At 43.7% G+C, this 24462-nt stretch carries 16 protein-coding genes and 1 pseudogene; 8 read left to right on the top strand and 9 right to left on the bottom strand.

Annotation, left to right across the window (positions count from 1 at the left end; all coding sequences use genetic code 11):
* Position 1: 1 nt before the first annotated feature.
* The 6 genes from GFB48_RS08775 to GFB48_RS08750 are packed head-to-tail and all read right to left on the bottom strand — an operon-like array spanning position 2 to position 5373.
* Positions 2-772, bottom strand: coding sequence for an SDR family NAD(P)-dependent oxidoreductase (locus GFB48_RS08775; RefSeq protein WP_163934092.1), 771 nt, complete (start codon positions 770-772; stop codon positions 2-4).
* Complete coding sequence (locus GFB48_RS08770; protein ID WP_163934090.1) at positions 773-1648, bottom strand: amidohydrolase; 876 nt, start codon at positions 1646-1648, stop codon at positions 773-775.
* Positions 1638-2690 carry an aldo/keto reductase gene (locus GFB48_RS08765; protein ID WP_163934087.1) on the bottom strand — a complete coding sequence of 351 codons (1053 nt, stop codon included), beginning with the start codon at positions 2688-2690 and terminating at the stop codon, positions 1638-1640. The genes GFB48_RS08770 and GFB48_RS08765 overlap by 11 nt, the downstream gene beginning before the upstream one ends.
* The gene (locus GFB48_RS08760; protein ID WP_163934086.1) at positions 2683-3849 is read right to left on the bottom strand and encodes an alpha-hydroxy acid oxidase; all 1167 of its coding nucleotides are present in this window, start codon (positions 3847-3849) and stop codon (positions 2683-2685) included. The genes GFB48_RS08765 and GFB48_RS08760 overlap by 8 nt, the downstream gene beginning before the upstream one ends.
* A gap of 8 nt (positions 3850-3857) precedes the next feature.
* Positions 3858-5075 carry a UxaA family hydrolase gene (locus GFB48_RS08755; RefSeq protein WP_163934083.1) on the bottom strand — a complete coding sequence of 406 codons (1218 nt, stop codon included), beginning with the start codon at positions 5073-5075 and terminating at the stop codon, positions 3858-3860.
* A 1-nt stretch (position 5076) separates the two neighbouring features.
* Positions 5077-5373 carry a UxaA family hydrolase gene (locus GFB48_RS08750; RefSeq protein WP_163934080.1) on the bottom strand — a complete coding sequence of 99 codons (297 nt, stop codon included), beginning with the start codon at positions 5371-5373 and terminating at the stop codon, positions 5077-5079.
* A gap of 391 nt (positions 5374-5764) precedes the next feature.
* Between GFB48_RS08750 and GFB48_RS08745 the strand changes: the two genes are divergently transcribed.
* The 4 genes from GFB48_RS08745 (at position 5765) to fucP (ending at position 13589) form a co-directional block, all read left to right on the top strand.
* Positions 5765-6535, top strand: a complete 771-nt coding sequence (locus GFB48_RS08745) for an IclR family transcriptional regulator (protein ID WP_163934079.1) — start codon at positions 5765-5767, stop codon at positions 6533-6535.
* Between the two features lie 323 nt (positions 6536-6858).
* Positions 6859-10350 (top strand): TonB-dependent receptor, encoded by a 3492-nt coding sequence (locus GFB48_RS08740; RefSeq protein ID WP_163934076.1) that lies wholly within the window; start codon positions 6859-6861, stop codon positions 10348-10350.
* A gap of 48 nt (positions 10351-10398) precedes the next feature.
* Positions 10399-12009, top strand: a complete 1611-nt coding sequence (locus GFB48_RS08735) for an Ig-like domain-containing protein (protein ID WP_163934073.1) — start codon at positions 10399-10401, stop codon at positions 12007-12009.
* 164 nt (positions 12010-12173) lie between these two features.
* Positions 12174-13589: an L-fucose:H+ symporter permease gene (gene fucP / locus GFB48_RS08730; RefSeq protein WP_163934070.1), complete on the top strand. Its 1416-nt coding sequence runs from the start codon at positions 12174-12176 to the stop codon at positions 13587-13589.
* A gap of 326 nt (positions 13590-13915) precedes the next feature.
* On the opposite strand, the gene GFB48_RS08725 is transcribed toward fucP, so the two are convergent.
* From GFB48_RS08725 to GFB48_RS08715, 3 genes are all read right to left on the bottom strand, one after another.
* Positions 13916-15004, bottom strand: a complete 1089-nt coding sequence (locus GFB48_RS08725) for a glycoside hydrolase family protein (protein WP_163934065.1) — start codon at positions 15002-15004, stop codon at positions 13916-13918.
* 65 nt (positions 15005-15069) lie between these two features.
* A complete protein-coding gene (locus GFB48_RS08720) occupies positions 15070-16608 on the bottom strand; it encodes an arylsulfatase (protein WP_163934062.1) in 1539 nt (512 codons plus the stop codon).
* A 48-nt stretch (positions 16609-16656) separates the two neighbouring features.
* Positions 16657-19884 (bottom strand): glycoside hydrolase family 2 TIM barrel-domain containing protein, encoded by a 3228-nt coding sequence (locus tag GFB48_RS08715; protein WP_240464848.1) that lies wholly within the window; start codon positions 19882-19884, stop codon positions 16657-16659.
* Between the two features lie 367 nt (positions 19885-20251).
* On the opposite strand from GFB48_RS08715, the gene GFB48_RS08710 reads away from it, so the two are divergent.
* The 4 genes and pseudogenes from GFB48_RS08710 to GFB48_RS17680 form a co-directional block, all read left to right on the top strand.
* Complete coding sequence (locus GFB48_RS08710; protein WP_240464847.1) at positions 20252-22750, top strand: glycoside hydrolase family 2 TIM barrel-domain containing protein; 2499 nt, start codon at positions 20252-20254, stop codon at positions 22748-22750.
* A 70-nt stretch (positions 22751-22820) separates the two neighbouring features.
* Positions 22821-23060, top strand: a complete 240-nt coding sequence (locus GFB48_RS08705) for a hypothetical protein (protein ID WP_163934059.1) — start codon at positions 22821-22823, stop codon at positions 23058-23060.
* Positions 23061-23296: 236 nt separating this feature from the next.
* Positions 23297-23824 carry a hypothetical protein gene (locus GFB48_RS08700; protein ID WP_163934056.1) on the top strand — a complete coding sequence of 176 codons (528 nt, stop codon included), beginning with the start codon at positions 23297-23299 and terminating at the stop codon, positions 23822-23824.
* Between the two features lie 139 nt (positions 23825-23963).
* Positions 23964-24155 (top strand): annotated as a pseudogene (locus GFB48_RS17680) (hypothetical protein); the annotation flags it as partial.
* Positions 24156-24462 lie beyond the last annotated feature (307 nt).

The following is a 24462-nucleotide window of genomic DNA, read 5'->3' as shown; positions in this document are numbered from 1 at the left end:
CCTAATTGTTAATTGTGACAAAGCCGCCGTCGATAGGGAAATTGCTGCCAGTAATAAATGTGGCATCGCTTGAGCATAGGTATTTCACCATGGCTGCGATTTCTTGTGGCATGCCCATACGGCCAATTGGCTGGGTTTTGGAAAGGGTTTCGAACATTTGCTGTTTGTTATCTGGATAGTTTTTCTCAAGATAAGCGTCTACAAATGGGGTGTGCACACGGCCCGGTGCAATCGAATTACAACGAATGCCATCTTGTACATAGTCTTTCGCGATTGAGTAAGTCATGGTAAGTACCGCGCCTTTACTCATTGAGTAAGCAAAGCGATCTGCAATACCTACGCTGGAGGCAATTGAAGCCATATTGATAATTAGGCCTGATTGCTGTTTACGCATCTGTGATATGACCGCGTGGCTACAGTTATAAACACCTTTTACATTAACGTTATAGACTTTATCAAACTCAGCTTCTGGGGTTTCTTCTAGTGTGCCCACTGAGCCAATTCCTGCATTATTAATCAGAATATCAATGCGTCCATGGCGCTCGATGACTTGATTAAAAGCAACGTTAACTGCATCATGGTTAGACACATCTACGGCTAAAGCATGGGCTTTACCCCCTTCACTGGTGATTTCCGCAGCGGTTTTTTGTGCCGTTTCTAAGTGTAAATCTGCAACAATTACAGTATGGTTTTGCTCGGCAAGGGCCTTACAGATGGCGTAGCCAATGCCACTGCCACCTCCGGTTACGATTGCAATGCTTGTTGAAGTCATTTACTTATCCTTGGAAAATAGATTGTCTAATTTATAAAATTTGGCTGCGCTGTAGTGAAACAGATTGTTAAAATCCTGTGCAGACCAGTCAACTGTGATGTTTTCGCAAATTTCAAGCCACTTGTGGTAGCTGCTATTGAGATTTACCACAGGCCAATCGCTGCCCCACATTAATCTTTGTGAGCCAAAGTTTTGCAACATATATAACAGGTAATCTTGATAATCTTGCGGTGACCGCTGTTGTGAGCTTGCTTCGGTTGTTAAACCTGAGACTTTAACGCTGACATTCGCAAGTTTGATAAATTTAGCAATGCCTTGCTGCCAGTAATCGAATTGTCTATCTGCAATGTTCGGTTTGGCACAGTGATCAATGACAATATTGAGATTAGGATAGCGTTTGGCAATGGTCTCTAGAGCTGGAATATGTTGGCTATTTATTAGGGCATCAAAACTTAAATTTAGGCTGATAAGCTGCTTAAAGATCGCATCAAATCTGGGGGTTAAAATCCAATTAGGATCATCAATGTCTTGCAACATTGGCCTAACTCCTTTGAATTTTGGGTTGGCAGCTAGTGTTTGCAAGCGCTGACAAACCGTTTCGATTTCGCCCTCAAAATCGATCCAACCGACGACGCCACCAATAAAGTCATTGTCAGCGGCGAGCTGCAACATGAAGTCGGTTTCAGCGTCGGTGTTGCTGGCTTGCACCAGAATAGTTTGCGAAACATTGATATCCTTGACCTCTTGCAAAAAATCAGAGGGTAAGAAATCACGATAAAGCTTGCTTAACTCTGGGGTGAGCCAAGCGTAATCGCCACGACTTAATTGCCAGAAATGCTGGTGGCTATCAATAACGTTAAGGGAATTAACGTGCATCTGCTTCGACCTCTCCTGGAACTGGCGCATTGGCTTGAATTAAGCCCTCAGCTTTAAGTTCCTGCCAAAAATCATCGCTGATGACTTGGTTAAACAGCTGGACGGTTTTTTCAACCCTTGCCCCTGTGCCCATGCCTGGGATCACGGTGGCAACTGCGGGGTGCGCAATCGGGAATTGCAGCGCTGCGGCGGCTAAGCTCACCTTGTGATCTTGACAAATATTTTCAATTTTGGCGACACGTTCGATGATGTGCTTAGGGGCAGGTTCGTAGTCGTAGGTAGCATTAGGGTTGTTGCTAACCCCAGTTGCCAAAATACCTGAATTATACGGCCCGCCTAAAATGACCGAGGCGCCGTGCTCCATACATTTGGGCAAGAAGCTATCGATGGCTCCTTGCTCCAATAGTGAGTAACGTCCTGCCAGTAAAAAGCAATCAAACTGACCTATGTGCATGGCGCGTTCACAAACCTGCGTTTCGTTAACCCCAAGGCCAACGGCTCTAATTTGCTTGGAACTGCGAAGTTCTTCTAGGGCTTTATAACCGCTGGTTTCTAGCTGCTTAAAGTAATGGCTGTCTTGCTCGCCATGGGTTAGCTTGCCGATATCATGCACCAAAAGTACATCGATACTGGCTAAACCTAGACGCTGTAAGCTGTCCTCATAGGAGCGCATAATGCCATCATATGAATAATCATAATGGGCATCAAATGGCATAGGAGTATCAAAACCATAGCGAAGTTCACTGGTGTTAGCGTGTCTATCAGGAGTAAGGATACGGCCGACTTTAGTCGAGACCACATAGCTATCTCTGGCTAATTCGCGAAGGGCATTACCGACGCGACGCTCGCTCAAACCCAGACCATAACGAGGCGCGGTATCATAGAGGTTAAGCCCAGCACTAATCGCAGCCGTAAGGGTTGCTGATGAGTCTAGCTCTGAAACTTTATGGTATAGGTTACCCAATGATGCGGCGCCAAACCCCAGTTGACTGACTTTGATATCAGTATTACCTAATGTTTGTCGTTGGATGTGTTTATCCATTTACCCCATTCTCCCTAACAAGGTACTCTTTTAAACTGGCCACATTGGGGCAGCCTAATTGAGTCATAATTTGCGTTAGCTGTAGAGAAAGAGCATTGATTGTATGATACCCACCTTTGTTACCTAATGCGCCAACACCATAAACAAAAGGTCTTCCAAGGAAGGTGAAATCAGCACCAGAAGCCAGCGCTCCGGCAATATTGGTGCCACTGCGTAGGCCACTGTCCATCATAATTTTGATTTGGTCGCCGTACTTCTGAGATACTTGTTGAAGCGGTTTCACTGGTGCTTCACCTGCATCGAGTTGTCGGCCACCATGGTTCGACATCACTACCGCATCGGCACCTAATTCTATCGCAGCTTTAACATCAAGCTCGTTAATGAGCCCCTTAACAATTAAAGGACCATCCCAAGTATCCCTTAATGGTTTCAAACCTTCAATGTCGACTCGTCCCATTACAGTTTTATTCATAAAAGCAGCCAGTTCATCGGTCGGCATGTTTTTAGGCATATAAGGCTTTAGGGTTTGCATTTCAGGCTTGCCTGCTAGAGCGGTTTCGTATAACCAAGTTGGGTTGGCTAGCATTTGTGCAATATTGGTGAGGTTCATTTTGGGTGGCATCGCCAAGCCATTTTTTATATCACGAGGACGATAGCCAAAGGTTGGTACATCGACAGTGACGACCAATACCTTATAACCAGCCGCCTTAATGCGATTAAGTAAGTCTTTACGAATACTGGCATCGGTTGGGTTGTACAATTGAAACCAAGCATGGCCTTCTGAAATTTCGGCAATCGTTTCTAAGCTCGCGGAAGACACGGTACTGAGCACATAAGGGATGTTCATCTCTTTTGCTGTTTTGGCCAATATTTCGGGTGCCTTAGGCCACATCAATCCTTGTAAGCCAACAGGAGCGATGCCAAATGGTGCCGCGTATTTGTGACCAAATAGCTCAACGCTCAAATCCGTACCGTCAAAAGGTTTCAGCAATTGGCTGCGTAGTTGCACCGATTCAATCGCCTGACGATTACGTTTTAGACTGATGTCTTCCATACAGCCGCCAATTAAATAGTCGTAAGCAAATTTCGGCATACGTTTTTTAGCTGCGACTTTTAAATCAGAGATTTCTGGGTATTTATTGTTGAAGTAATCTTTCATTGTCAAGTTTACCTACGAACCATACATGACGGACCAAGTTGTCCATTGCGACTAATCACAATTGAGTCATCAAATTGTTTATAGGTCAGGATGAATTCTTTATGACCTAAAGCCTCGGACTTAGACTCAACACCATTAGCAACGTCAAGTACTCGATTGAAAATTTCTTGGCCGACGCAATCAACAGTGGCCTTGCCTTCAATAATTTTGCCGGCATTAATGTCCATATCATCACTTAATTTATTGTAAGTATCAGGATTGGCACAAATTTTAATGACTGGCGATATGGCTGAGCCTACAACTGAGCCACGACCTGTGGTAAATAGCGTCATGTGCGCGCCTGACGCTATCATTTCGACTATTTCGGCATTATCAGAAATATTTGGGAAGCCAAACATAGGTTCACCATCTGGCACTACATCCATTAGGTACAAGCCTTTGGTTTGTGGAATGTCACCTGGTTTAATAATGCCATCAATCAGAGATGCGCCTGATTTGGCATACGCTCCCATAGATTTTTCTTCTTGGGTCGTCAGGCCACCTTCCGCGTTACCTGGAGCGAAGCTGCCGTAGCCCATCTTGGTGTAGTATTTTTCGGCTTTCTCTACACATTCAACCAAAGCTTTACCAATTTCTGGGGTGGCGGCTCTGTCTGCCATGATGTATTCACACCCAATCAGTTCACCAGTTTCTTCAAAGATACAAGTTGCGTCTTGCTCAATAAGCTTGTCGAAACACACGCCAACCGCTGGGTTGGCACTAATCCCACTGGTGCCGTCAGAACCACCACAAATGGTACCAATAACGAGCTCTGAAATTTCCATTTCAACTTTAGGTGTCATTTCAATTTGAGCAAGAATTGATTTAGCGTGTTGTGTTCCCTGTTCAATGGTCGTTGCAGTACCGCCACAGTTTTGGATAACCAAGGTTGCGAGTGGGCGACCGCTGGCGGTGATCGTTTGTTGTAATGCTTCTCGGTTAAATCCTTCACAGCCCAGAGAGACAAGTACAACGCCACCTACATTCGGATGAGTACACAGCTGCTTCATCATTTTTAATGAATAGTCATTAGGGTAGCAACCAGGAAAGCCTATTAACTGAACATCTTTGTGATTGACGTTAGTGACAATGGTTTTAGCAACATGCTGAGCGCACTCTACTAAATAGGCCACAACCACAGTGTTTCTAATGCCTTTGCGGCCATCGCTTCTTAAGTAACCTATCATTTTACTGCTCTACCTTTGACTCTCTTGTGTGGCTAGGAATGTAATCGCTCTTCATATTATGAATATGCACATGCTCCCCCATTGCGATATCAGCGGTTGCTGAACCAATTGGCACGCCATAACGGATAATTTTTTCACCTTTGCTGATGGCTTTTTTAGCGATCTTGTGGCCGATATCAATTGATGTTGAGAATGTATAGGTAGCGTCGCCTAGACCAACGGTTTCTTTCTCATCAATGCTCTGGCAGCAAATTAACACGTTATCGCTGCTATTAATTAGAACTAACTTATTACTCATTTTACTGCCGTATCAAATATGAAATTCTATTTTGAAATATAAAAATAATTTTTAAAGGGTTGGATGTCAACAAAAAAGCAACAAATGTGGAAGAGTTTGACTGATTTTTTATCAAGTAAATGATTAAGATGGTTTATTTGAGACTTTGTTTTTTCTTTAATCACTAAAACTATCCCAGTATTAAGTGTTTATTGATGAAGTTTACAAAATAAGTCATCAACCATAGAGGTATGTCGTTTAGGCTTATTTGCCATGTATGAGCAGTGGTGGAAGCAGTGATTGGGTAATTAAGTTCCTTTTGGCCGACTTTTTACTTGATGAAGATAGAATTCACAGTTAATTTACATATAAAATGTGTATTAATAATTATTACTTTATAGGACGAATCATCATGGCAGCCAAAGAGCCTAAAAAATACTCTGCGCCGGCACTAGAGAAAGGGCTGGATATTATAGAGTTGCTTTCTGCTCATTCATCAACTCTCAGTATTTCAGACATTGCAGAACATTTAGGCAGAACCAACGCTGAAATTTATCGGATGATCTTGGTGTTGGAACAGCGTGGCTATTTAGTTAAAAGTAAACATGCCGATGGTTATCAAATTACTCGTAAATTGCTTCAGCTTGGTACTGAACAAGAGCCTGTAAAAGATGTGCTTGAACATGCTAGGGTAGTGATGCCTAGGTTGGCAAATATAACCAGCATGGCCTGTCATATCGCAGTAGAGTCTCAGGAACAAATTGTGGTCATTTCAAGTGTTGAGACCCCGGCCAGTTTATCTTACTCTGTGAGGGTGGGGTACCGTCGTCCCATAATACAATCTGCCTCAGGTAAAGTTATTTTCGGCTTCCAGAATGCAGAAAAAAAAGAAGCCATGATGTCGATCTTAGAGAGGCACCACAGTAAAGCGGAACTGACGGCTTTTTTAACTGAGTGTAAGAAAGTAGTGAAGCAAGGCTATTTCATAGGTGAAAGTGGTTTTGTGAAAGCGGTAACCGATATTTCTGTGCCCATTTTTGATGGTGACCAAGTTGTGGCCGCACTAACGATTCCTTTCATCGAGCGCACTCCTGAGAAAATGCCAATAAAACAGGTGGTAGAAGAGCTCAAGAAAGCTGGTGAGTTTATATCTAAATCATTGACTTATGGTTTGTTGAAGTAATATTGATTTAAAGAGTTCCTATATTTGCAAGGGCGCATGAATATTCGTGTGCCCTTTTTTTTAATCTTATTTAGCACCAGCGCTTCTGTTTGCTTGATTTTTGGGCAGCTCGGGCAGTGCCGTTGTAGTAATGTTGTGTCGTGGTTGTGTAAAAGTGCTTATTTTGTAAATTGCTTCTTTACAAGATGCTGAGTCGAAAATAGAATCGGTATATGTGAAATTAAGTTTTTATATATGATTTTAATTTTCGATAGTGGTAACCTTTGCTTAACTTAAAATAAAAATAACAAGTAAGCGTTACCTGCAAAGCAAGGAAGAGCGAGATGTCAGTAAGATTTAAACTCAAGCCAGTAGCCAAAGCCATTTTGCTACTGATGTGTACCAGCAAGGCTTCACTGTCTATGGCTCAAGATAATCCACAAGACAATATCGATGCTGAACAAACCGAACAACAAGAAAAGAAAGCTCAAGATCCAGCCTTAGAAGTTATTGAAGTTAAAGGCTATCGGGGTAGTTTACAAAAATCGATAAATGAGAAGCGCTTAAACGATTCTGTTTCAGATTCAATTTTTGCTGAAGATATTGGTAAATCTACCGATCAGAATATTGCTGATGCCCTATCTAGAGTGACAGGGGTTACAGTACAGCAATCTGATGGTGAGGGTTCAAGGATATCGGTGCGAGGGGCCGCTTCAAGCCTCAACCAAGTTTCTTTAAATGGTGTAGCATTAACTTCATCTTTAAGCGGTAGCGGTAATGAGAATTCAGAATCAGATCAAAGTGTTGATTTAAGTACATTCTCTTCAGATATTCTATCTTCAATTAATGTCATTAAAACGGCTGCTGCTGATCATGATGAAGGTTCGCTTGGTGCCAACGTAATATTAAAAACCGTTAAACCTCTTAATGTGCAGCAAAATAAGCGCATAGTTGAAGTACAAGGGCGCTTAAATGAGTTTTCTGATGATGGTGACCACAAGCTGTCAGGCACCTTTTCTGAAAAGTTTTTTGACGAGAGTTTTGGCTTTATTGCCACTGTTTCAAATGAAACCCAAGGTTCAAGAACTGACGCATTAGGAGGTCATTGGAATACGCCTTATATTGTTGCAGATGTTCGTGCTGGAGGGGCCAAATCTCAACAAACTGGTGAGGTCATTACCGAAGCACAAAAAGCCATTATCGCCAAGGAACGTAATTATTCTACCTCAATTAACCGTCGTGAAAGAACCACCGCCACCATGGGCTTTCAATTACTGCCAGGAGAAGATACCGATCTGCAGTTTGATATAAGTTACTCGAAACAGACCGTTGCTCAGGACAGTCATACCGTTGGTGTCAATATGCCAGACTTGGATAACGATGGTAATTATGTTGTGGGAGATATCGATCATCTCGGTAATAAGGTGGACTTTAATGATCCCCAACATCAATGGTGGACTGTGGATGAACAAAATCACACCGTAGTGAAAGCCTTAAACAGAAACGGTACTGGTCGTTTAGCTCGGAGTGTTGGTGGTAATGAGACTGAAAATAAGGTAGCTACTTTTACAGCTGAGCACTTTATCACTGAAAATTTAGTGATGAATTTAAAGGCAGGTTACTCAAGTACCACTTATGCATCATTACCTAATGCGACATTAAGTACTGGCCATTGGAATACCGTGCCTCGCCAAGTTACCAAAGCCACCTCGCTTGAACAGTTAGAGCCTATAGGTTATGACTGTAGTGCGGGCCCTTGCCAGCTAGTTGTGGGTACCGAACCTTTTATTTTTGTTCCCGGTGGAAGTTCTAATGGTGCTCAAAATAGCGCCACAGCGGGTTTTAACCCACTTGATCCTCACGCTCAACACCTGAGTTATGTTGCCCAATACGATGAAAGCACTTCTGATGTTAACAAGTCTGTATTTGTCGACTTTGATTACACATTAGATAATTTGTATATCCCTAGAATTGAGTTTGGTGTGAAGTATTCTAATCGTATTAAAGATGTATACACCAACTATCAAACCCTTGAAGGGCCGGGTGTTACGGTTTTTGATCCTGAAACAGGAGAACCAATTAAGGGCGCTGCGGTTTCAGATATTAAAATGGTGGATGTGATCACTGGTGCCGGCTTACCCGTTGACAACTTTATGGATGGGATTGCTGGAGATTACGGTTACAACAATGACTTCCTTAATGGCTGGGGAGTACTCGATCCGAATAAAGCGTTTGCTGAAATATTCCAAATTGATAACGTAAAAATTCAACCTGATGATACAGGCTCTAGAAAAATTGATATGGATACCGCGGCAGCTTATGGCAAGCTTAATTTTGAATTAGTCGATGGCCACTTAACTGGAAATATAGGTATTCGCTATATTTATGATAAACATATGGCATCGAGTACCACAGGAGTTAAGTTTTATAATCGCGATAATATTTTTGATGCCAATCAAATGATTTACGGTAACCAGCTTGCGAATAGTTCTTTAGCGGCATGTTCCCAAGTGACTCAAGCTAATCAGACTATCCCAGTGGAGGAGCCTTGTTATGAGCCTTTATTAGCTCCTAATGGTGAGTTATTAGTGAGTTATGATGAGTTTGGCAATGTCGTTTCTATTGACCAAAATGATCCATCTACCAGAAGTTGGTGGCAACTGTTTAGGCATAACGACCCAACGACTCAAAAACAATTTGGTAGCCTCTACTATCCTGATGATCCCGATCAAATCTGGAAGCGCACCTTTGCAGAAACTGCCACATCCAGCTCTAGCGTTTGGTTGCCTAGCCTAAACTTAAATTATCAAATTAATGATGAGATGATCGGGCGCTTTGCAGCCTCTAAAACAATGGCTCGACCTAAGTTTGATTCTCTGCGTCCTGGCTTTAAATACACAGAGACGGTATGGGGCGATGGTGTTAGTCGCGCGACGGTTTTTAACCCCTATTTAAAGCCTCTGGAGTCAACCAATTTAGATTTATCTTTTGAATGGTATTTTGGCAAAACTAATATGGTGTCATTGGCATTATTCAGAAAAGACATGGTTAATCTAGAAGAGCAGGTCAATGATAAAGTCCATTATTTAGACATTCGCAGTGATTACTCCCGTGATGCTTTAACATGGGATGAATTTGCCATGCCAATTGAAGATGATCACAGTCCAATGGTCGCCAATTGTATGCCTTCACGTATGGTGCAAGACAAGATCCGCAACCCATTAGATTTTAGTTGTGACAAGCTTAATGCGAGCGTTATTCGTAATGGTAAAGGGGCATTAACACAAGGTTTAGAGTTTACATATTCTCAAGATTTATCGTTTTTGCCTGGAATGTTGGCTCACTTAGGCACATCCTTTAACTACACTTTCCAAGACTCTAAGCAAGACCCTGATGTACTTGAATTAACGGGTAATAAGCTTAAGGCGTTGCCCCAAGCCTATACGCCAAAGCATAGTGCTAATACCACCTTATATTGGGAAAAAAGTGGTCATCAAATCAGACTATCACATCGATTTAGTGACATTCAGCTGATTAACCGCAGCATGAATCAAGGGGCGGAATGGAAAGATGCTACCCATTTCTTAGATTTGAGTGCGAGCTATAAATTTAGTCAAAGTATTACTTTCTCTTTGCATGCTCTTAATTTGACTGATGAAGTCTCAAGAACCTTCTTTACTTCGACAGAAATGGACTTAGGTTTGGTTGATGGTCAGGGCAATTCCATCGTTTTTGATGAGGGTAATGCAATGAATGGCGAAACCGATACTTCGCGTACATTACGACAGTGGAAGACAGGTCGTCAGTTCCGTTTAACCGCACGAATTAACTTCTAGAGAAGAATAATTATAACTGCTGAGTTAATCAGCAGTAGGAGTTTTAATATGAAACTAAAGCCATTAATTAATTTAACCTCAATGGTCATGCTGTCATCACTATTGAGTGGCTGTGGTGACGGGCCAAATTACCAAGATGCAGATGCTTATGCCCATGCCCAACCGGTAATTGTTGAGGGTGATTTGCTAATTACTTTGCATGAAGGTCAGGGAGAGGTCGCTCTCAGTTTGGTGAAGGGGGTAACCAATCCTTCGGCAACTCAGTTATACACCCGAGAGTTTGATTACCTTGAATTTAAGCAAGATGAGCTGGGTAATGAGATCACTTTGACTCAGGGACCTGAATTACAGTTTGCTGCAATTCGCCAAAGCGGTGATACCTTACTGATTAATACAGATGTGTGGAACAATTTATTAGTGCATCCAGCCACCAAGGCTAAGCGCGACGGGTTAGCCATTAATAATGATTTGGATCCGACCAACGATACCCCTGAACTTTATACTTCTGGTGTCTATCACTTTACTTATAAACTGGATAATGGTGCGCCACAAATTGTTGAGCGTAATTTGGTTATTACTATCTTAGGTAAAGAAGACAAAGTGACTGATGTTGAGATTAACCACAGTGACGGATTTAGTGTACCTAAGGGCTTTAACATGCAATTTAGTACCACAATCGTTCCTGAAAATGCCACTTTCTCGCAACTGGTTTATAAAACTTCAGATAGCACTATTGCCAGCATTAATACCAAAGGAGTGATCAATGGCCTCAAGGAAGGGGAGGTAAACTTCACCGTTGCAACCCTTGATGGCAACATCGTTAAAACGGTTAGCGCTGTAGTCGAACCTCTGACTGCTCCAGTAGGTGTAGATATTCGCCTGCAGGGGGAATCTGTGACAAAGCTGAGTCTAGCTGTTGAAGATTCCGTGCAGTTAAGCTCTGTTTTATTACCTGAGGGATTTGGTTTTGGCCACGAAGTGCTATGGGCGGTATCACCGCTGGGCATCGTTGAACTAGATGAACAAACTGGCAAAGTGACGGCCTTAGCTTATGACAGTTCTGATCCACAAAATAATGTGGCCAATATTTATGCTTATTTAGCTAATGATCCCAGTGTCAAAGGGGTGATGACCATTACAACCGAAGCCAGTCCAAATTTATTGTTTGAACACAATGGCAACTTTGAAACGGGTGACGTATACCCATGGACCTTATATTCAGAGACTCCAGAAGGGGCATTTCCACTGACGGTTGCTGTCGAGCATGAATTGACCGGTGAGGCGAATCATGTCCTTCATTTTGGTGCTATAGGAACCGAACATGCAGGGATCAGATTAAATGCAGAGGTCGCCCCTCAGGCATTAGGTCAGGGCCAGGCGCGCCAGTTTGAGTTTAGTTATGATATTAAGATGAATAACTATGATGGTAATGAACATCCACTGCGTTTTTACTTTGTTGCCGATGGGGCATTCGAAAAGCGGATTGAACAATACCATACGCCAATTAAAAGCGGCGATTGGACTTCGGTCAGCTTGACCTTAAACGAGAAGGATTATCGCGCGCTTGCAAATAATGGCAGGATCGATTTGTTTTTTGTAAAAGACCACGGCCCTGTGGATGCTTATATTGATAATCTTCGCTTAGAAGTGATTGAGTAATATTTATAAGAAAGCCTGCCAATTGTAGGCTTTTTTGTTTGTGGTCTTAGCTTAGCAACAGTGTTGCCCACTGATAATGGGGAATATGAATACTTGTGTGACTTTGCTGGTGATCATGTTTAAAGATTGATTTTTATAATAATAACTAATGGAGAGTAGTTGGCATGAGCATTAATCAAGCGACTGCGGATGGTTTGGCGAGTGAACCAAAGGCGAAAGTAAAAATTTTAGAGACTAAATACCTTTTCCCTTTTGTTTTGGTCGCATCTTTGTTTCCACTGTGGGGGTTTGCGAATGATATAACCAATCCCCTTGTTAAAGCATTTAAGGATATTTTCTTAATTTCTAACGCCCAAAGCTCGATGGTGCAGTTTGCGTTTTATTTAGGCTACGGCATCATGGCTATCCCTGCGGCGATATTTATCCGTAAATACTCCTATAAAGCAGGGATTTTATTAGGTCTAGGACTGTATGCGGTGGGGGCGTTAATGTTCTTGCCAGCATCAACCTATGGTGCTTTTAATTTCTTCTTAGCAGCGCTGTGTATTTTGACCTGTGGCCTAGCCTTGCTCGAAACTACCGCCAATCCTTACGTTTTGTCGATGGGACACCCAGATACGGCGACTCAACGTTTAAATCTGGCCCAAGCATTTAACCCGATTGGCTCATTAACTGGGATGTTAGTTGCCAGTAACTATATTTTAAGTGAGCTTCGTGTTGAAGCTTTTCGTGCTGAAGAAAAAGCGCTGCATCCAGAGTATGCCAGTATGTTGCCCTCTGTTGTAGACGCTAAATTGACTCAGGCATTACAAGACTTCTCCGTCAATAATCCTGTCGCTCACCAAGCAATGCAGCAAGCGGACTTGGTGACTGTGCGTGGGCCGTATATCGCGATTGCGGTGGTGGTGGCAATACTGTTTTGTGTGTTCTTATTTGCCAAGCTTCCCAAAAGTAACTCTAACGAGCAGCCATTAACTGGCGCTGAGTTAAAAGCGACCTTTGGCCGTTTATTGGCGAATAAATGCTATCTAGAAGGCGTTGTCGCCCAGGCGTTTTATGTAGGCGCACAAATTATGTGTTGGACTTTCATTATCCATTACGGCATGACTTCTGTTGGGCTTAGCGCAGCACAGGCACAGCAGTTCAATATGGTGGCAATGGCTATTTTCTTATGTAGTCGCTTTATTTGTACTTTACTCCTTGGCTATATTCGTCCTGGTGAATTGCTTATGAGCCTAGCCGCGGCAGGGATGGCCTTAACTGTTGGTGTTATCTTTATTGGAGGGGAAATTGGACTGTACTGCTTGGTGGCGGTGTCAGCCTGTATGTCACTGATGTTTCCTACTATTTATGGTATTGCTCTGAAAGGCATGAAAGCCGATGCTACCCTTGCTTCGGCAGGTTTAGTGATGGCGATTGTTGGCGGAGCATTGATGCCACCTATGCAGGGGGCATTAATTGATGGCGGTGAGCTTATTTCAGGTATTCCTGCGGTGCAGACATCATTTGTATTACCCCTGATTTGCTTTGTGGTGATTTGTCTTTTTGGTTACCGTGCTAAGACCAAATATAAAGTGTAATCATCAAGGGTTTACTGCTACAAAAGCGCCTTAGGGCGCTTTTTTTGTATCTGCAATAATACCAAGAAGGTTGGCGCTGCGGTACCCGTGGAACTTTACTTGTATGGGTAGGCAGCAAGGGAGATCTGCTGTGTATGTTATTTTGATCGTCATTAGTATCAATAGCACCATCGGCCATCCAAGTGGGGTGGACGATAAGCCGATTACGCGGGTTTGAAGTGGCAGCTACAGATAAAAGACATGAATTGTTCCTTGTAACCTCACCCCTCAGTTAAAAAAAAGGCTGCCGAAAAGTGGCAGCCTGTGGTTTGGATTAGGAGGGGGAACTACAGTTTAAGCGGAATATAGACCGAGTAACTATCACCTGTGGTGTAGCTTTCTTTTGCAGCGACCGCCATCACCTTTGGTACACCATCTTCAACGTAAACGAATGGACGCTCTAAGCGTTGTACTTTAGCTTGACCATGTTCGGCGTGAGTGTAAGAAAGCTCAGATACCTTGTAATGTTTCGCATTTTGCCACTCAAGGCCATCCACAGAGGTAATCAGCCCCATGTAACCAAAGGCGTGGTAAATGCCGTAGAAACGATTACGGGTTTCATCATACCAAAGGGCTGGGTCTTCTGAATTTAAGTTACCCACCGCCGCTTTAGGTTGAATTTGCCATGGACCCATTGGCGAGTCAGCGAGTGCAACCGCTTGGCTTCGAACCAGTTTTTCTTGGTTTGGCTTATCACCTCGTACTAGCATTACATATTTACCATCAGGACGCTTAGCGACAGCTGGATTACAGGTAATTTGCTCAATTGGGCCGCTTGGCTCAATGATTGGCTTATCAAAGCGCTTCCAAGGGCCATTAATGCTGTCTGCTACAGCTACGCCCACACGTTGATTTTCACGAACGAGATCGCGGTATTTGTCGCCTAGCTTGCCTTTGCGTGCCAGCTCGAACTCTTCTGGGCTCAGCTCTGTATCACCTGTATTGGTTGACATGTAATATAAGTAGTACTTGCCATCAAAGAACTTAATGCGTGGGTTATGGGCGGTGTATGCATCCCAATGGCCATGACCACGACCTTCTAGAACCACTTCAACGTGAGTCCAAGGGCCTTCTGGAGAATCAGCAACTGCATGAGAAATAACACCATCGGTTAACCAAGTGGAAAAGCCTAGCTCTTTGCTCATTTGTGAGTAGAAGCTGTGGTATTTACCGTCTTCACCTTTAATGATTGAGGCGCCCCAGTTGTGCCACTCATCGTTAGTGAAGATGTTTTTATCGGTTACTGGCTGAATAAGCTCTGCTAGATTTAAATCGTCCACCCCTGGCTTTATGTCCGCCATATTTACGACAGGCTTAGTTTCAGAGCAGCCCATCATTGCCATTGCAACTAGGCTTAAACAAAGAGTTTTTTTCATGATAAATCCTTTTTGTTGTTAGTTGAGCAAAGCTGCTAGCTTTGCTCAGTTTTTTTAAGAATAAATTAGTTAATGCGGCTCTTTTGAGCCACTAGGGAGTCAATTTTTGCTTGGAACTTGGCAACCAGTTCAGGGTGCTTATCGGCAAGATTAGTCAATTCGCTTGGATCTGAACTTAGGTCATAAAGCTGAGGCTGTTCACTTAAGCCAACCTCGATGTTCTTCATGTTTTTGACCCATTTATGCTTCTTCTTAGAAGGTTGAATATACTTCCAATCACCTGCGCGTAATGACAGGGTGTAAGACTCTTCAATTAATTCTGCACGGCCTTCGCCTTTGGCATCAAATAGAGCATGGCTGTAATCATAACTGTCAATGGCTTCGTCGTTAGCGAGAGGGATATCAAGCAGCTTCGCAATTGACGCGTACACATCAATTTGCGAGGTCAGTGCATCGCTTACACCTGGTTTGACTTTAGCTGGGTAATGCACAATAAATGGCACGCGGGTGCCGGCTTCAAAAGCGCTGTATTTACCGCCACGGTATGGGCCTCCAGCTTGGTGTGCGCCTAAAGTTTCAATGGCTAAATCATCGTAACCGTCGGTCAGTACTGGGCCATTGTCGCTGGTGAAAATCACTATGGTATTGTCTAATACACCGGACTTTTTAAGTTGATCAATCACTTGGCCTGTAATCCAATCCATTTGTACAATGGCATCTCCCCTTAAGCCCATCTCACTTTTACCGGCAAACCTTTCGTTAGGCAGGCGTGGAACATGGATGTCATGGAATGAGAAGAATAAGAAAAACGGCTGATGGCTGTTGTTCTTAATAAACTGATTGGCCTTGTCGGTAAATACAGTGTAGAAATCTTCATCTTTCCATTCGGCAGACTTACCACCGGCCATATAACCAATACGGCTAATACCATTGATGATAGATCCTGAGTGCTGTGGGTCAGCGCCTTGGCGTAATAGCTCTGGGTGTTCATGGCCCGTTGCACGGTCACCTATCTTACCTTTATAGCTCACGCTAAGTGGGTCGTTAATATCGAGGTTTTGTACGCGGTAGTTTTCTAGGTATACGGTTGGGACACGGTCACCTGTTGCAGGAAGTAAGTAACTGTAATCAAAGCCAACTTCGAGCGGACCTGGTTTAACGTCAGCATTCCAGTCAATTGGGTTTTGACCATCACCTAAACCTAAGTGCCATTTACCGACAACGGCGGTTTCATAGCCTGCTTTTTTAAGCATTGCAGGTAGGGTAGGACTGCCAGGTTCGATGATTAATTTGGCATCGCCTTTAAGCACTGCAGCATTATTACGAAATGCGTATTCGCCAGCAAGTAATGAGTAACGAGAAGGGGTACAAGTTGCGGCAGAGCTATGGGCATCGGTAAAGCGAATGCCATTGTTCGCCAGTTCATCAACATTTGGGGTTTCAACGCCAACGGCGCCGTAACTGCTAAGATCGCCCCAGCCTAAGTCATCAACGTAGAAGATAACCACATTGGGTTTATCGTTAACCACTGGCTTTGGGTCAGGTGCGCCGCAGCCCGAAACGACTTGCGCGGCCACCAAAGTTGCGAGAATCTTTTTAAACATATCTATTCCTTGTTAAGCCCAAGCCTGCAGACTTGGGCATTCCATAAACTACTTAGCACTGGCGCTTAGGGTAAATTGGTATTGATACTGTCCTGCAGGCACTTGGTATTTCTTAATTGGCGCGGCATTTGGGCTCCAAGTATCGATACCGCCAATACCCGCTTGAATTAAGTCAATATTCACCGTATTAAAGTCGTTCTTTTGCAGCTGGTATGGATGTGTTGCTTGGTTGATTTGTTTGGCTGTGTAAGGCCATACCGACATGCTTAGTGGTACTGCACCATCGATTTTGAGCTCTATTTGGTCGTTGCCAAGGGTTAGCCAGTCAATGTCGGTGCGGTTGCCATTTTCTTGTGGGCGAACGTACTCATAGGTGAACTGCTCAACATTGCCGCTGTATAAACCCAAGGTTGCCCCTTGGTTACGGTCTGAATAGTTTTCAAATGGACCGCGACCAAAGAAGCTCATGTTATCAAGCTTGGCGCTCACCCCTGTGCTCATCCCCACACGCAATAGACCCGGCAAGCTTTGTTTGGCGTCAAGATTGAAATTAACCGTGATGTCGCCATTGCCATTAACGCTGTACTGAGTCGTGGTTGAAAACTTTCCTTCAAAGCTATGCTTAGTGGTGACTACTATCTGATTGTCCTGCTGTTGCACCTCAATATCAGTCAGTGGCATGCCGTTTGAGGCTTTTTTCCACAGCGCCATATGTTGCCAAGTTTTCCAGCCTAAGCGGTCGTTGTCGGTTGATGGACGGAAGAAGTTTGCTTTAAGAGGCTGGGTGATGACATCATTTCCTGCAACTTGATAGTGGTTAAGGTAACCCGTTTTACTATCAAAACTTAAGTTAAAGCCTTCACCGTTGATGGTGAGCTTATTGGCTGTCTCGTCAAGGCTGAGAGTGCCGCTAGCGTTGCTAATCGCTTTTTGCTTTTTCCAAGGTAAGATGAACTGTTCTTTGGCGACCTCATGGCCTTTAGCTGCCCATAGTTCATTTTTGGTTGAAAGCATTTGGATATTTAAGGTGTAATTGGCGCCAGCTTTAAGTTGTGGTTGGCTAAAGTTAAGCGCCACGCTTTTGTTGCTATCTGGGGCGATATCAAGCGGTTTCAATTGACCAGATTGAATGGTTTGGCCGTCTTCTTCGATGTGCCAGTTCACTTGATATTCATTTAAGTTGGTAAAGTTAAAGCGGTTAGTGACATTCAGCTTGGTACCATTAAGGGTAAATTTAACAGGCTGGAACACATATTTTGCTTCAAAGATCTGCGGCTTGGGTTGACGGTATGAGTCAATAATACCATTGATACAGAAGTTGGAATCATTTGGTTTATCACCAAAGTCACCGCCATAGGCTAAAAAGGTTTGCCCCTGTTGGTTTGTCGTTTCAATACCTTGGTCAATCCAATCCCAAATGTAACCACCAATTAGATTTTTACGCTCGCGTACCAGTTCCCAGTATTCTGCAAGGTTACCCAGTGAGTTACCCATGGCATGGGCGTATTCACACATAAGAATAGGGCGATCAATGTAGTGACTATCTGATAAACCTCGCAGCTCATCTATGGTTGGGTACATGCGGCTAATGACATCGACAAAAGCTGGGTCGTTGGGGTTGGCCAGCGGTGTATGGCGCAAGGCGCGCTCTTTCTTGGTGGTCCAGCGGTTCTCAAGGCCACGATATTCAGGATGGGTTGGATCGCCCTGGGCGCCTTCATAATGGACAAAGCGAGTCTCGTCATAATCTTTTAGCCAGCCTGCAATCGCCGCAAAGTTAGGGCCAGTGCCCGACTCGTTACCCATCGACCAAGAAATAATAGACGGGTAGTTTTTATCACGCTCAACCATACGGCGAACACGATCCGCCATCGAATGCCCCCATTCCGGCAGGTTGGCCATCAGGCCACCGACACCGTGGGTTTCTAGGTTGGCTTCGTCCATGACGTAGAGGCCGTACTCATCTGCCAATTCGTAAAAATATGGGTCGTTCGGGTAGTGGGCGGTACGCACTGAGTTGATGTTAAACTGCTTCATCAGTTTGACGTCAGCAAGGATGTCTTGACGGCTGAGGGCTTTACCTTTTTTAGCATCGTGGTCATGGCGGTTAACACCGATGACTTCAACACTTTTGCCGTTAATAAGCATTTCGCCATCGTCGTTAAACTTGACATCACGAAAGCCCACACGGCTACTACGAGTCTCCACCAGTTTGCCCTTAGCGTCAGTTAATGACAGCACTAGGGTATATAGGTAAGGCTTCTCAGCACTCCATAAAATTGGCTTATCAATCTGTGCGTTTAACAAACCAAAGCTGAAGTTGTCACGCTGTGGATAAATAATGCGGGCCACTTTAGTGGCGTTGACCGACATCTTGCTTCCTGTTACTGGCTTTTTGTCGGCATCAAACAATTCTGCTTTGACTTGCCAGCCTTTTAGGTCGCTGCGGTTCAGGTTAGACAGCTTAGGCTTAATGGCTAATTGGGCCGATTGGTAATCGTCACTTAGGTGGGTTTTAACAAAGAAGTCATTAATGGCGACTTTTGGTTGAGCGATCAGCATCACTTCCCGGTGAATACCGCTTAAACGCCAGTGATCTTGATCTTCTAAATAACTGCCATCGCTCCAACGAAATACTTGAATCGCCAGTTTGTTCTTACCATCAACAAGGTAGTCTGTAATATCAAATTCAGAGGGTAGGCGACTGCCTTGAGCATAGCCCACCTTTTCACCGTTTAACCATACATAATAAGCCGAGCTCACGCCACCTAAGTGCAGGATTACTTGCTGGTCGTTCCAGTCCTCATCGATGGTGAATTCTTTAAGGTATGAACCCACAGGGTTATCACGGGTAATAAGTGGCGGTACGATTTCGTCTACATTTTCAAACATAGGATAGACGCTATTGGTATAAATAGGTTGGCCGTAGCCTTCTAGTTCCCAGTTTGATGGAACTTTGATGCTATGCCACTCTGAGCTGTCAAAATCAGTATTAAAAAAGTCGAGAGGACGCTTGTCGCTGTCGTCTACAAAATGAAACTTCCAGTCACCATTAAGGGATTGAATTTCTGAAGCGGCTCTATCGCGAGTTAATGCTTGCTCAACATTATCAAATGAGTAAGATGTAGCACGCGCTTGCATGCGGTTTATCTGAATGACTTCTGGGTTTTCCCAGTCATTACTGATGGCGGCTGTGGTTGGCGCTGCCGTTGCCATCATCACGCTTGTTGCTATCACAGTTAAGCCACTTCTAAGCAGCCTTTTCTTTATTGTCATTTTGTTAACCCTTTATCCATCCAAGGTTTTAAATATCAAATATGATTTTTATATACGAGTTAACTCTATAATATTTAGTGACGAACAACAACGGCATTTGTTACTAACATGCTGCAAAAATTGCTTTGGGGTTGTGAATTTCTGCCTGACTGCTGATTTTGTGAGCGCTCTGCAGTTTGTAATGATAACTGGATGAAAGGCTTTATTAGTGGGGTTTACTGGGGTATTTATGAGAGTGTTATTTGGCACTAAATCATGATTTTTTATCACATATAAATTTATTTATTTATATGTGATTTCAATATTGTCCCAGTTTTGATAACTTTAATGCCTATAAGGGGATATATTGCAAGGACGATATTGACACATGAAATTTCAGTACCTGATGTATTTGCTGGTAGCACTTAATTTGGTGCTAACGCCCAACATAGCCTTTGCCAATAAAGCTGCTTCAGTTGGGCAGCAAAGCTTTAATGATGGTTGGTTATTTTATAAAGGAAAGGTCGATGGCGCACAGCTTGCCAGCTATGATGATAGCCACTGGCAAGGGGTAATCCTGCCCCACGACTGGGCCATCGAAGGCCCGTTTGAGCCTAAATACAATGCTCGCAATGGCGGACTGCCATTCCACGGTACCGGTTGGTACCGAAAATCTTTTAAGCTACCAAATAGTGCTAAGGGCAAAGTTGTCAGCATTACCTTTGATGGGGTGATGTATAACGCCCATGTGTACATCAATGGTAAGTTGTTAGGTAATCGCCCATTTGGTTACATCGGCTTTGAATATGACCTTAGCGAGCATGTGCATTTTGGTGATATTGATAACGTAATTGCGGTAAGCATGTCGCCAGAGGATTTAAGCAGCCGTTGGTACCCGGGCGCGGGCATTTACCGTGATACTTGGCTCGCCATTAAAGAGCCCACCCATATTAAGCAGTGGTCGACCTTTGTACATACTCCAACGGTTTCAAAGCAGCAGGCTACGGTTGCCGTGTCATTAGAAGTAATCAATGGCGGCAACCACAGGGCCATTGATGTTGTAACAGAAGTTATTGATAAAGTCGGTAAGGTGGTGGCGGCTAATACACAAACGCTCAATACCAATAGTGCTCAAACCAAAGGCTTTAGCACCGAATTAACCCTGAACGGCCCAACCCTGTGGGATATTAGCCACCCTTATGTGTATCAGGTAACAAATAAGCTGGTTGCTAATGGTGAAGTATTAGCGACCGAAACCTCGCCTTTGGGGGTTCGCAGCTTAAAGTTTACATCCGATGATGGCTTTCATTTAAATGGCCGCCGAGTGCAAATTCAAGGGGTGTGTTTACACCATGACAACGGCCCATTAGGGGCGGTGGCAAATCGCCGCGCCATTGAACGTAAGCTTGAAATCATGAAATCGATGGGGGTGAATGCCATTCGCACCGCCCATAACCCGCCTTCGCCATTGTTGGCTGAGCTGGCCGATGAAATGGGCATATTACTGCAGGTTGAATCTTTCGATGTGTGGAAAACCCAAAAGCAGATGGTGCACAACAGTTACAACAAATACTTCGATGACTGGCATGAAGTAGACCTGCGCGACACCATTAAGCAGTTCCGTAATCACCCGTCGGTGATCATGTGGAGTACGGGTAATGAAATCATGGAACAAGGGCAAAAAGACGGCCATGTTATTACCAAGCGCTTAACCGCTATTGCCCATGATGAAGATCCAACCCGATTAGTCTCCGCTGGCTTTAACAACAGTTGGGGCGCACTTAAACATAAGCTTGCCCATAATGTCGATATTCCGGGCTTTAACTATCGTCCACTGCTTTATGGTGACATCCATGAAAAACACCCAGAGTGGCCATTGCTCGCCAGTGAAACTTCATCGATCACCAGTACCCGTGGCAAGTATCATTTGCCGATGGAAAAATATAACACCCATGACTCTCGTTATGTCAGCAGCTATGACATCATTGGCCCACCTTGGGCCTATCCGCCAGACATTGAATTTGATGCCCTTGCGCAAACCCCCGCGGTCATGGGGGAGTTTATCTGGACAGGCTTTGATTACCTAGGCGAGCCGACCCCTTATGGTGGTAAAGATCACTCAGGTGATGGTTACTGGAACAAAGATTGGCCAGTACGCAGTTCATCCTTTGGCGCGGTTGATCTAGTGGGCTTTCCCAAAGACAGGTACTACCTATACCAAAGCCAGTGGACAACTAAGCCCATGGTGCATGTGCTGCCCCACTGGAACTGGCAAAACTACCTTGGGCAAACCATTCCTGTGTTTGCCTATACCAACGCTGAAGAAGTCGAGCTGTTTGTTAATGGCAAGTCTATGGGGCGTAAGGTCAAGGGCGTAGATAAAGCCGAGCTGCCGGTATCGTTTAACCTGTGGCGCAAGCAAGACCGCAGTGATTATAAAAGCCCGTACCGGCTACGTTGGGATGTCACGTACCAGCCAGGTAATATTGAAGTTGTCGCCTATACCAAAGGTAAAGCGGTTGCCCGTAAGCAAGTCTTTACTGCAGGTAAACCTGCGGCGCTCACCTTAAGCTCAGATAGAACTGAACTGAGCGCAGACGGTTATGACTTATCTTACATCAGCGTCAGCGTTGTTGATAAAGATGGCCACTTAGTGCCCGATGCTGAAAACAACATTCGCTTTTTTGTTGAAGGGGCTGGCGAAATCGCCGCCGTAGGTAATGGCGACTCTGCAACGCTCGCGCCCTTTAAAGCAGATTACCGCCGCGCCTTTTCTGGTAAAGCCATGTTGATTGTAAAAACCAAAAAGGGCGAGACAGGAAAAATTAAGGTGAGGGCTTATTCAGAGCACTTGAAAGGGCAGTCGATAGAACTTAGGTCGTATTAATATTTGCTGGTCAATGTTCAGGCCATGTGTGCTTGAGTCTTGATCTTTATTGAATGCTTCAAGGGCAGGAATGAATATAGGAGAGAAGATCAGGCTGCTGGCTTTGGTTATCTCTAAATTGTTTATGCCCCATTGTGAGTTACGAGTAGCGAGTGACGAGAGCGGGCTTCGCCCTTCGAGGGATGAGTTAGAAGCATATTGGGAACAGGTCGGTCTTTATACAGGTATAACCGTTCTGGCGATTACGGTGTTACAAACAGAGCCAAAATTGTCTCTTTTAAGGCTCGATAACCTTCCAAAATTTAACTAAGTTATTGATTAACTTCAAAGTAGCCAAGGGATGTAGGGAAACCCTACATCCACGGTCTCGTTTTTGCCGAGTATGATTTTCAGTTTTTCTAATCTTTGGTGTAAATTTGTTCTTTATTTCAACAGCTTAAAATGACATATTATTTGTAAGTTAAATTTTGTGCGGAAGATTATCGAGCTTCCGCTTAATAAGTTGTTAGCTGCCTTAACGGAAGCATCATTCAAAAAAGGAAAAATATGAAACAAATAGTAGCTCTGACATTCTTACTTTTCAGCTCTTTCTCATTTGCCAATGAAAGCACTGAAAATGTAGTGCTCGAAGGTATAGTGAGTTTGGATATTCCCCAAGGCTTCTCAAGGATGTCTGATGAGCTAGCAAGGCGAAAATACCCTATGGAACAAAGAGCTAAAAGTATTTTTACAAATTCTCAGGGAAATGTAGACATACTTGTTAATTACACTCAGAACAAGGTTCCAGATAATCAAGAAGATTTGTTGAGACAAGCTTTATCGAACAATATGAAGAGGATGCACCCCACGGCTCAATGGCATTCAAATGAAGTTGTTGAGATTAATGGGCATAAGTACGCTTTTTTGGAACTCACTACGCCCGCTTTAGACACAGACATACACAATGTGATGCTAGCGACAACAGTAAACGGTCGGGTTCTGATCATCAGCTTCAACATGACAGTCGAACTTGAAGAAAAGTGGCTCGATAAAGCTCTTAAAACGGTAAGAACTGCCAAAATCATTAGCAGCTAACAAGGCGTTTAACAGAGATTATCAGCTCATGTCATGCCGCTTGCATTCGCAAGCGGCATGACATGAGCTGATAACTCGTTAACTTGGCGTTAGGTAATCAAGTAGATAGTATATGAATCAATCTTTATTTAAAGCTGGGAATTACTTTAAGGCTAGAATTACTCGTGTTGAACCAATGCTCGAAGCTGCATTTATAGATTACGGAGCTGAGCGACATGGATTCTTACCGTTAAAAGATATTGATGGATATGATAAATCACTCCATAAAGAAGGCTCTATTATTAACGTTTGCATGAGTAAAGCCGAAAAGCGACAAAAAGGCGCTCAAATGTTTGCTCCTTTAGAAGTACCCGAAGAAGTGACGGTTCACGAGCTAATAAATGAGAGTACGCAAGGTTCAAACAAAGTAATTCAATTTGCATTTATTTCTATCGTTTTAGTTATTGTCGGAATTGCAGTGTTTACGAGTACCTAACAAGCCAATTCAGTGCGGGACTGCTAACAGCTTGCTCGGTTCCGCTTCGCTGCACATTTTAGCAAGCTATTCTCATCCCCTGATTGGGGCGTTGGTATGACTCCCCTTGTCAATAAAAAGATCTCTTTCTTCTCCAACACTAATTAGATTTCAGCCTCTATTA

The sequence above is a fragment of the Paraferrimonas sp. SM1919 genome, from assembly GCF_010993985.1.
Lineage (GTDB): Bacteria > Pseudomonadota > Gammaproteobacteria > Enterobacterales > Shewanellaceae > SM1919.
This window is presented reverse-complemented; position numbering and strand designations above follow the sequence as displayed.

Excerpts from the sequence above, each read along its gene's own strand:
- GFB48_RS08765 (WP_163934087.1), bottom strand. The coding sequence starts at position 2,690 with ATGGATAAACACATCCAACGACAAACATTAGGTAATACTGATATCAAA.
- GFB48_RS08710 (WP_240464847.1), top strand. The coding sequence starts at position 20,252 with ATGAAATTTCAGTACCTGATGTATTTGCTGGTAGCACTTAATTTGGTG.
- fucP (WP_163934070.1), top strand. The coding sequence starts at position 12,174 with ATGAGCATTAATCAAGCGACTGCGGATGGTTTGGCGAGTGAACCAAAG.
- GFB48_RS08750 (WP_163934080.1), bottom strand. The coding sequence starts at position 5,373 with ATGAGTAATAAGTTAGTTCTAATTAATAGCAGCGATAACGTGTTAATT.
- GFB48_RS08720 (WP_163934062.1), bottom strand. The coding sequence starts at position 16,608 with ATGTTTAAAAAGATTCTCGCAACTTTGGTGGCCGCGCAAGTCGTTTCG.
- GFB48_RS08775 (WP_163934092.1), bottom strand. The coding sequence starts at position 772 with ATGACTTCAACAAGCATTGCAATCGTAACCGGAGGTGGCAGTGGCATT.
- GFB48_RS08755 (WP_163934083.1), bottom strand. The coding sequence starts at position 5,075 with ATGATAGGTTACTTAAGAAGCGATGGCCGCAAAGGCATTAGAAACACT.
- GFB48_RS08745 (WP_163934079.1), top strand. The coding sequence starts at position 5,765 with ATGGCAGCCAAAGAGCCTAAAAAATACTCTGCGCCGGCACTAGAGAAA.
- GFB48_RS08740 (WP_163934076.1), top strand. The coding sequence starts at position 6,859 with ATGTCAGTAAGATTTAAACTCAAGCCAGTAGCCAAAGCCATTTTGCTA.
- GFB48_RS08725 (WP_163934065.1), bottom strand. The coding sequence starts at position 15,004 with ATGAAAAAAACTCTTTGTTTAAGCCTAGTTGCAATGGCAATGATGGGC.
- GFB48_RS08715 (WP_240464848.1), bottom strand. The coding sequence starts at position 19,884 with ATGACAATAAAGAAAAGGCTGCTTAGAAGTGGCTTAACTGTGATAGCA.
- GFB48_RS08705 (WP_163934059.1), top strand. The coding sequence starts at position 22,821 with ATGAATATAGGAGAGAAGATCAGGCTGCTGGCTTTGGTTATCTCTAAA.
- GFB48_RS08735 (WP_163934073.1), top strand. The coding sequence starts at position 10,399 with ATGAAACTAAAGCCATTAATTAATTTAACCTCAATGGTCATGCTGTCA.
- GFB48_RS08770 (WP_163934090.1), bottom strand. The coding sequence starts at position 1,648 with ATGCACGTTAATTCCCTTAACGTTATTGATAGCCACCAGCATTTCTGG.
- GFB48_RS08700 (WP_163934056.1), top strand. The coding sequence starts at position 23,297 with ATGAAACAAATAGTAGCTCTGACATTCTTACTTTTCAGCTCTTTCTCA.
- GFB48_RS08760 (WP_163934086.1), bottom strand. The coding sequence starts at position 3,849 with ATGAAAGATTACTTCAACAATAAATACCCAGAAATCTCTGATTTAAAA.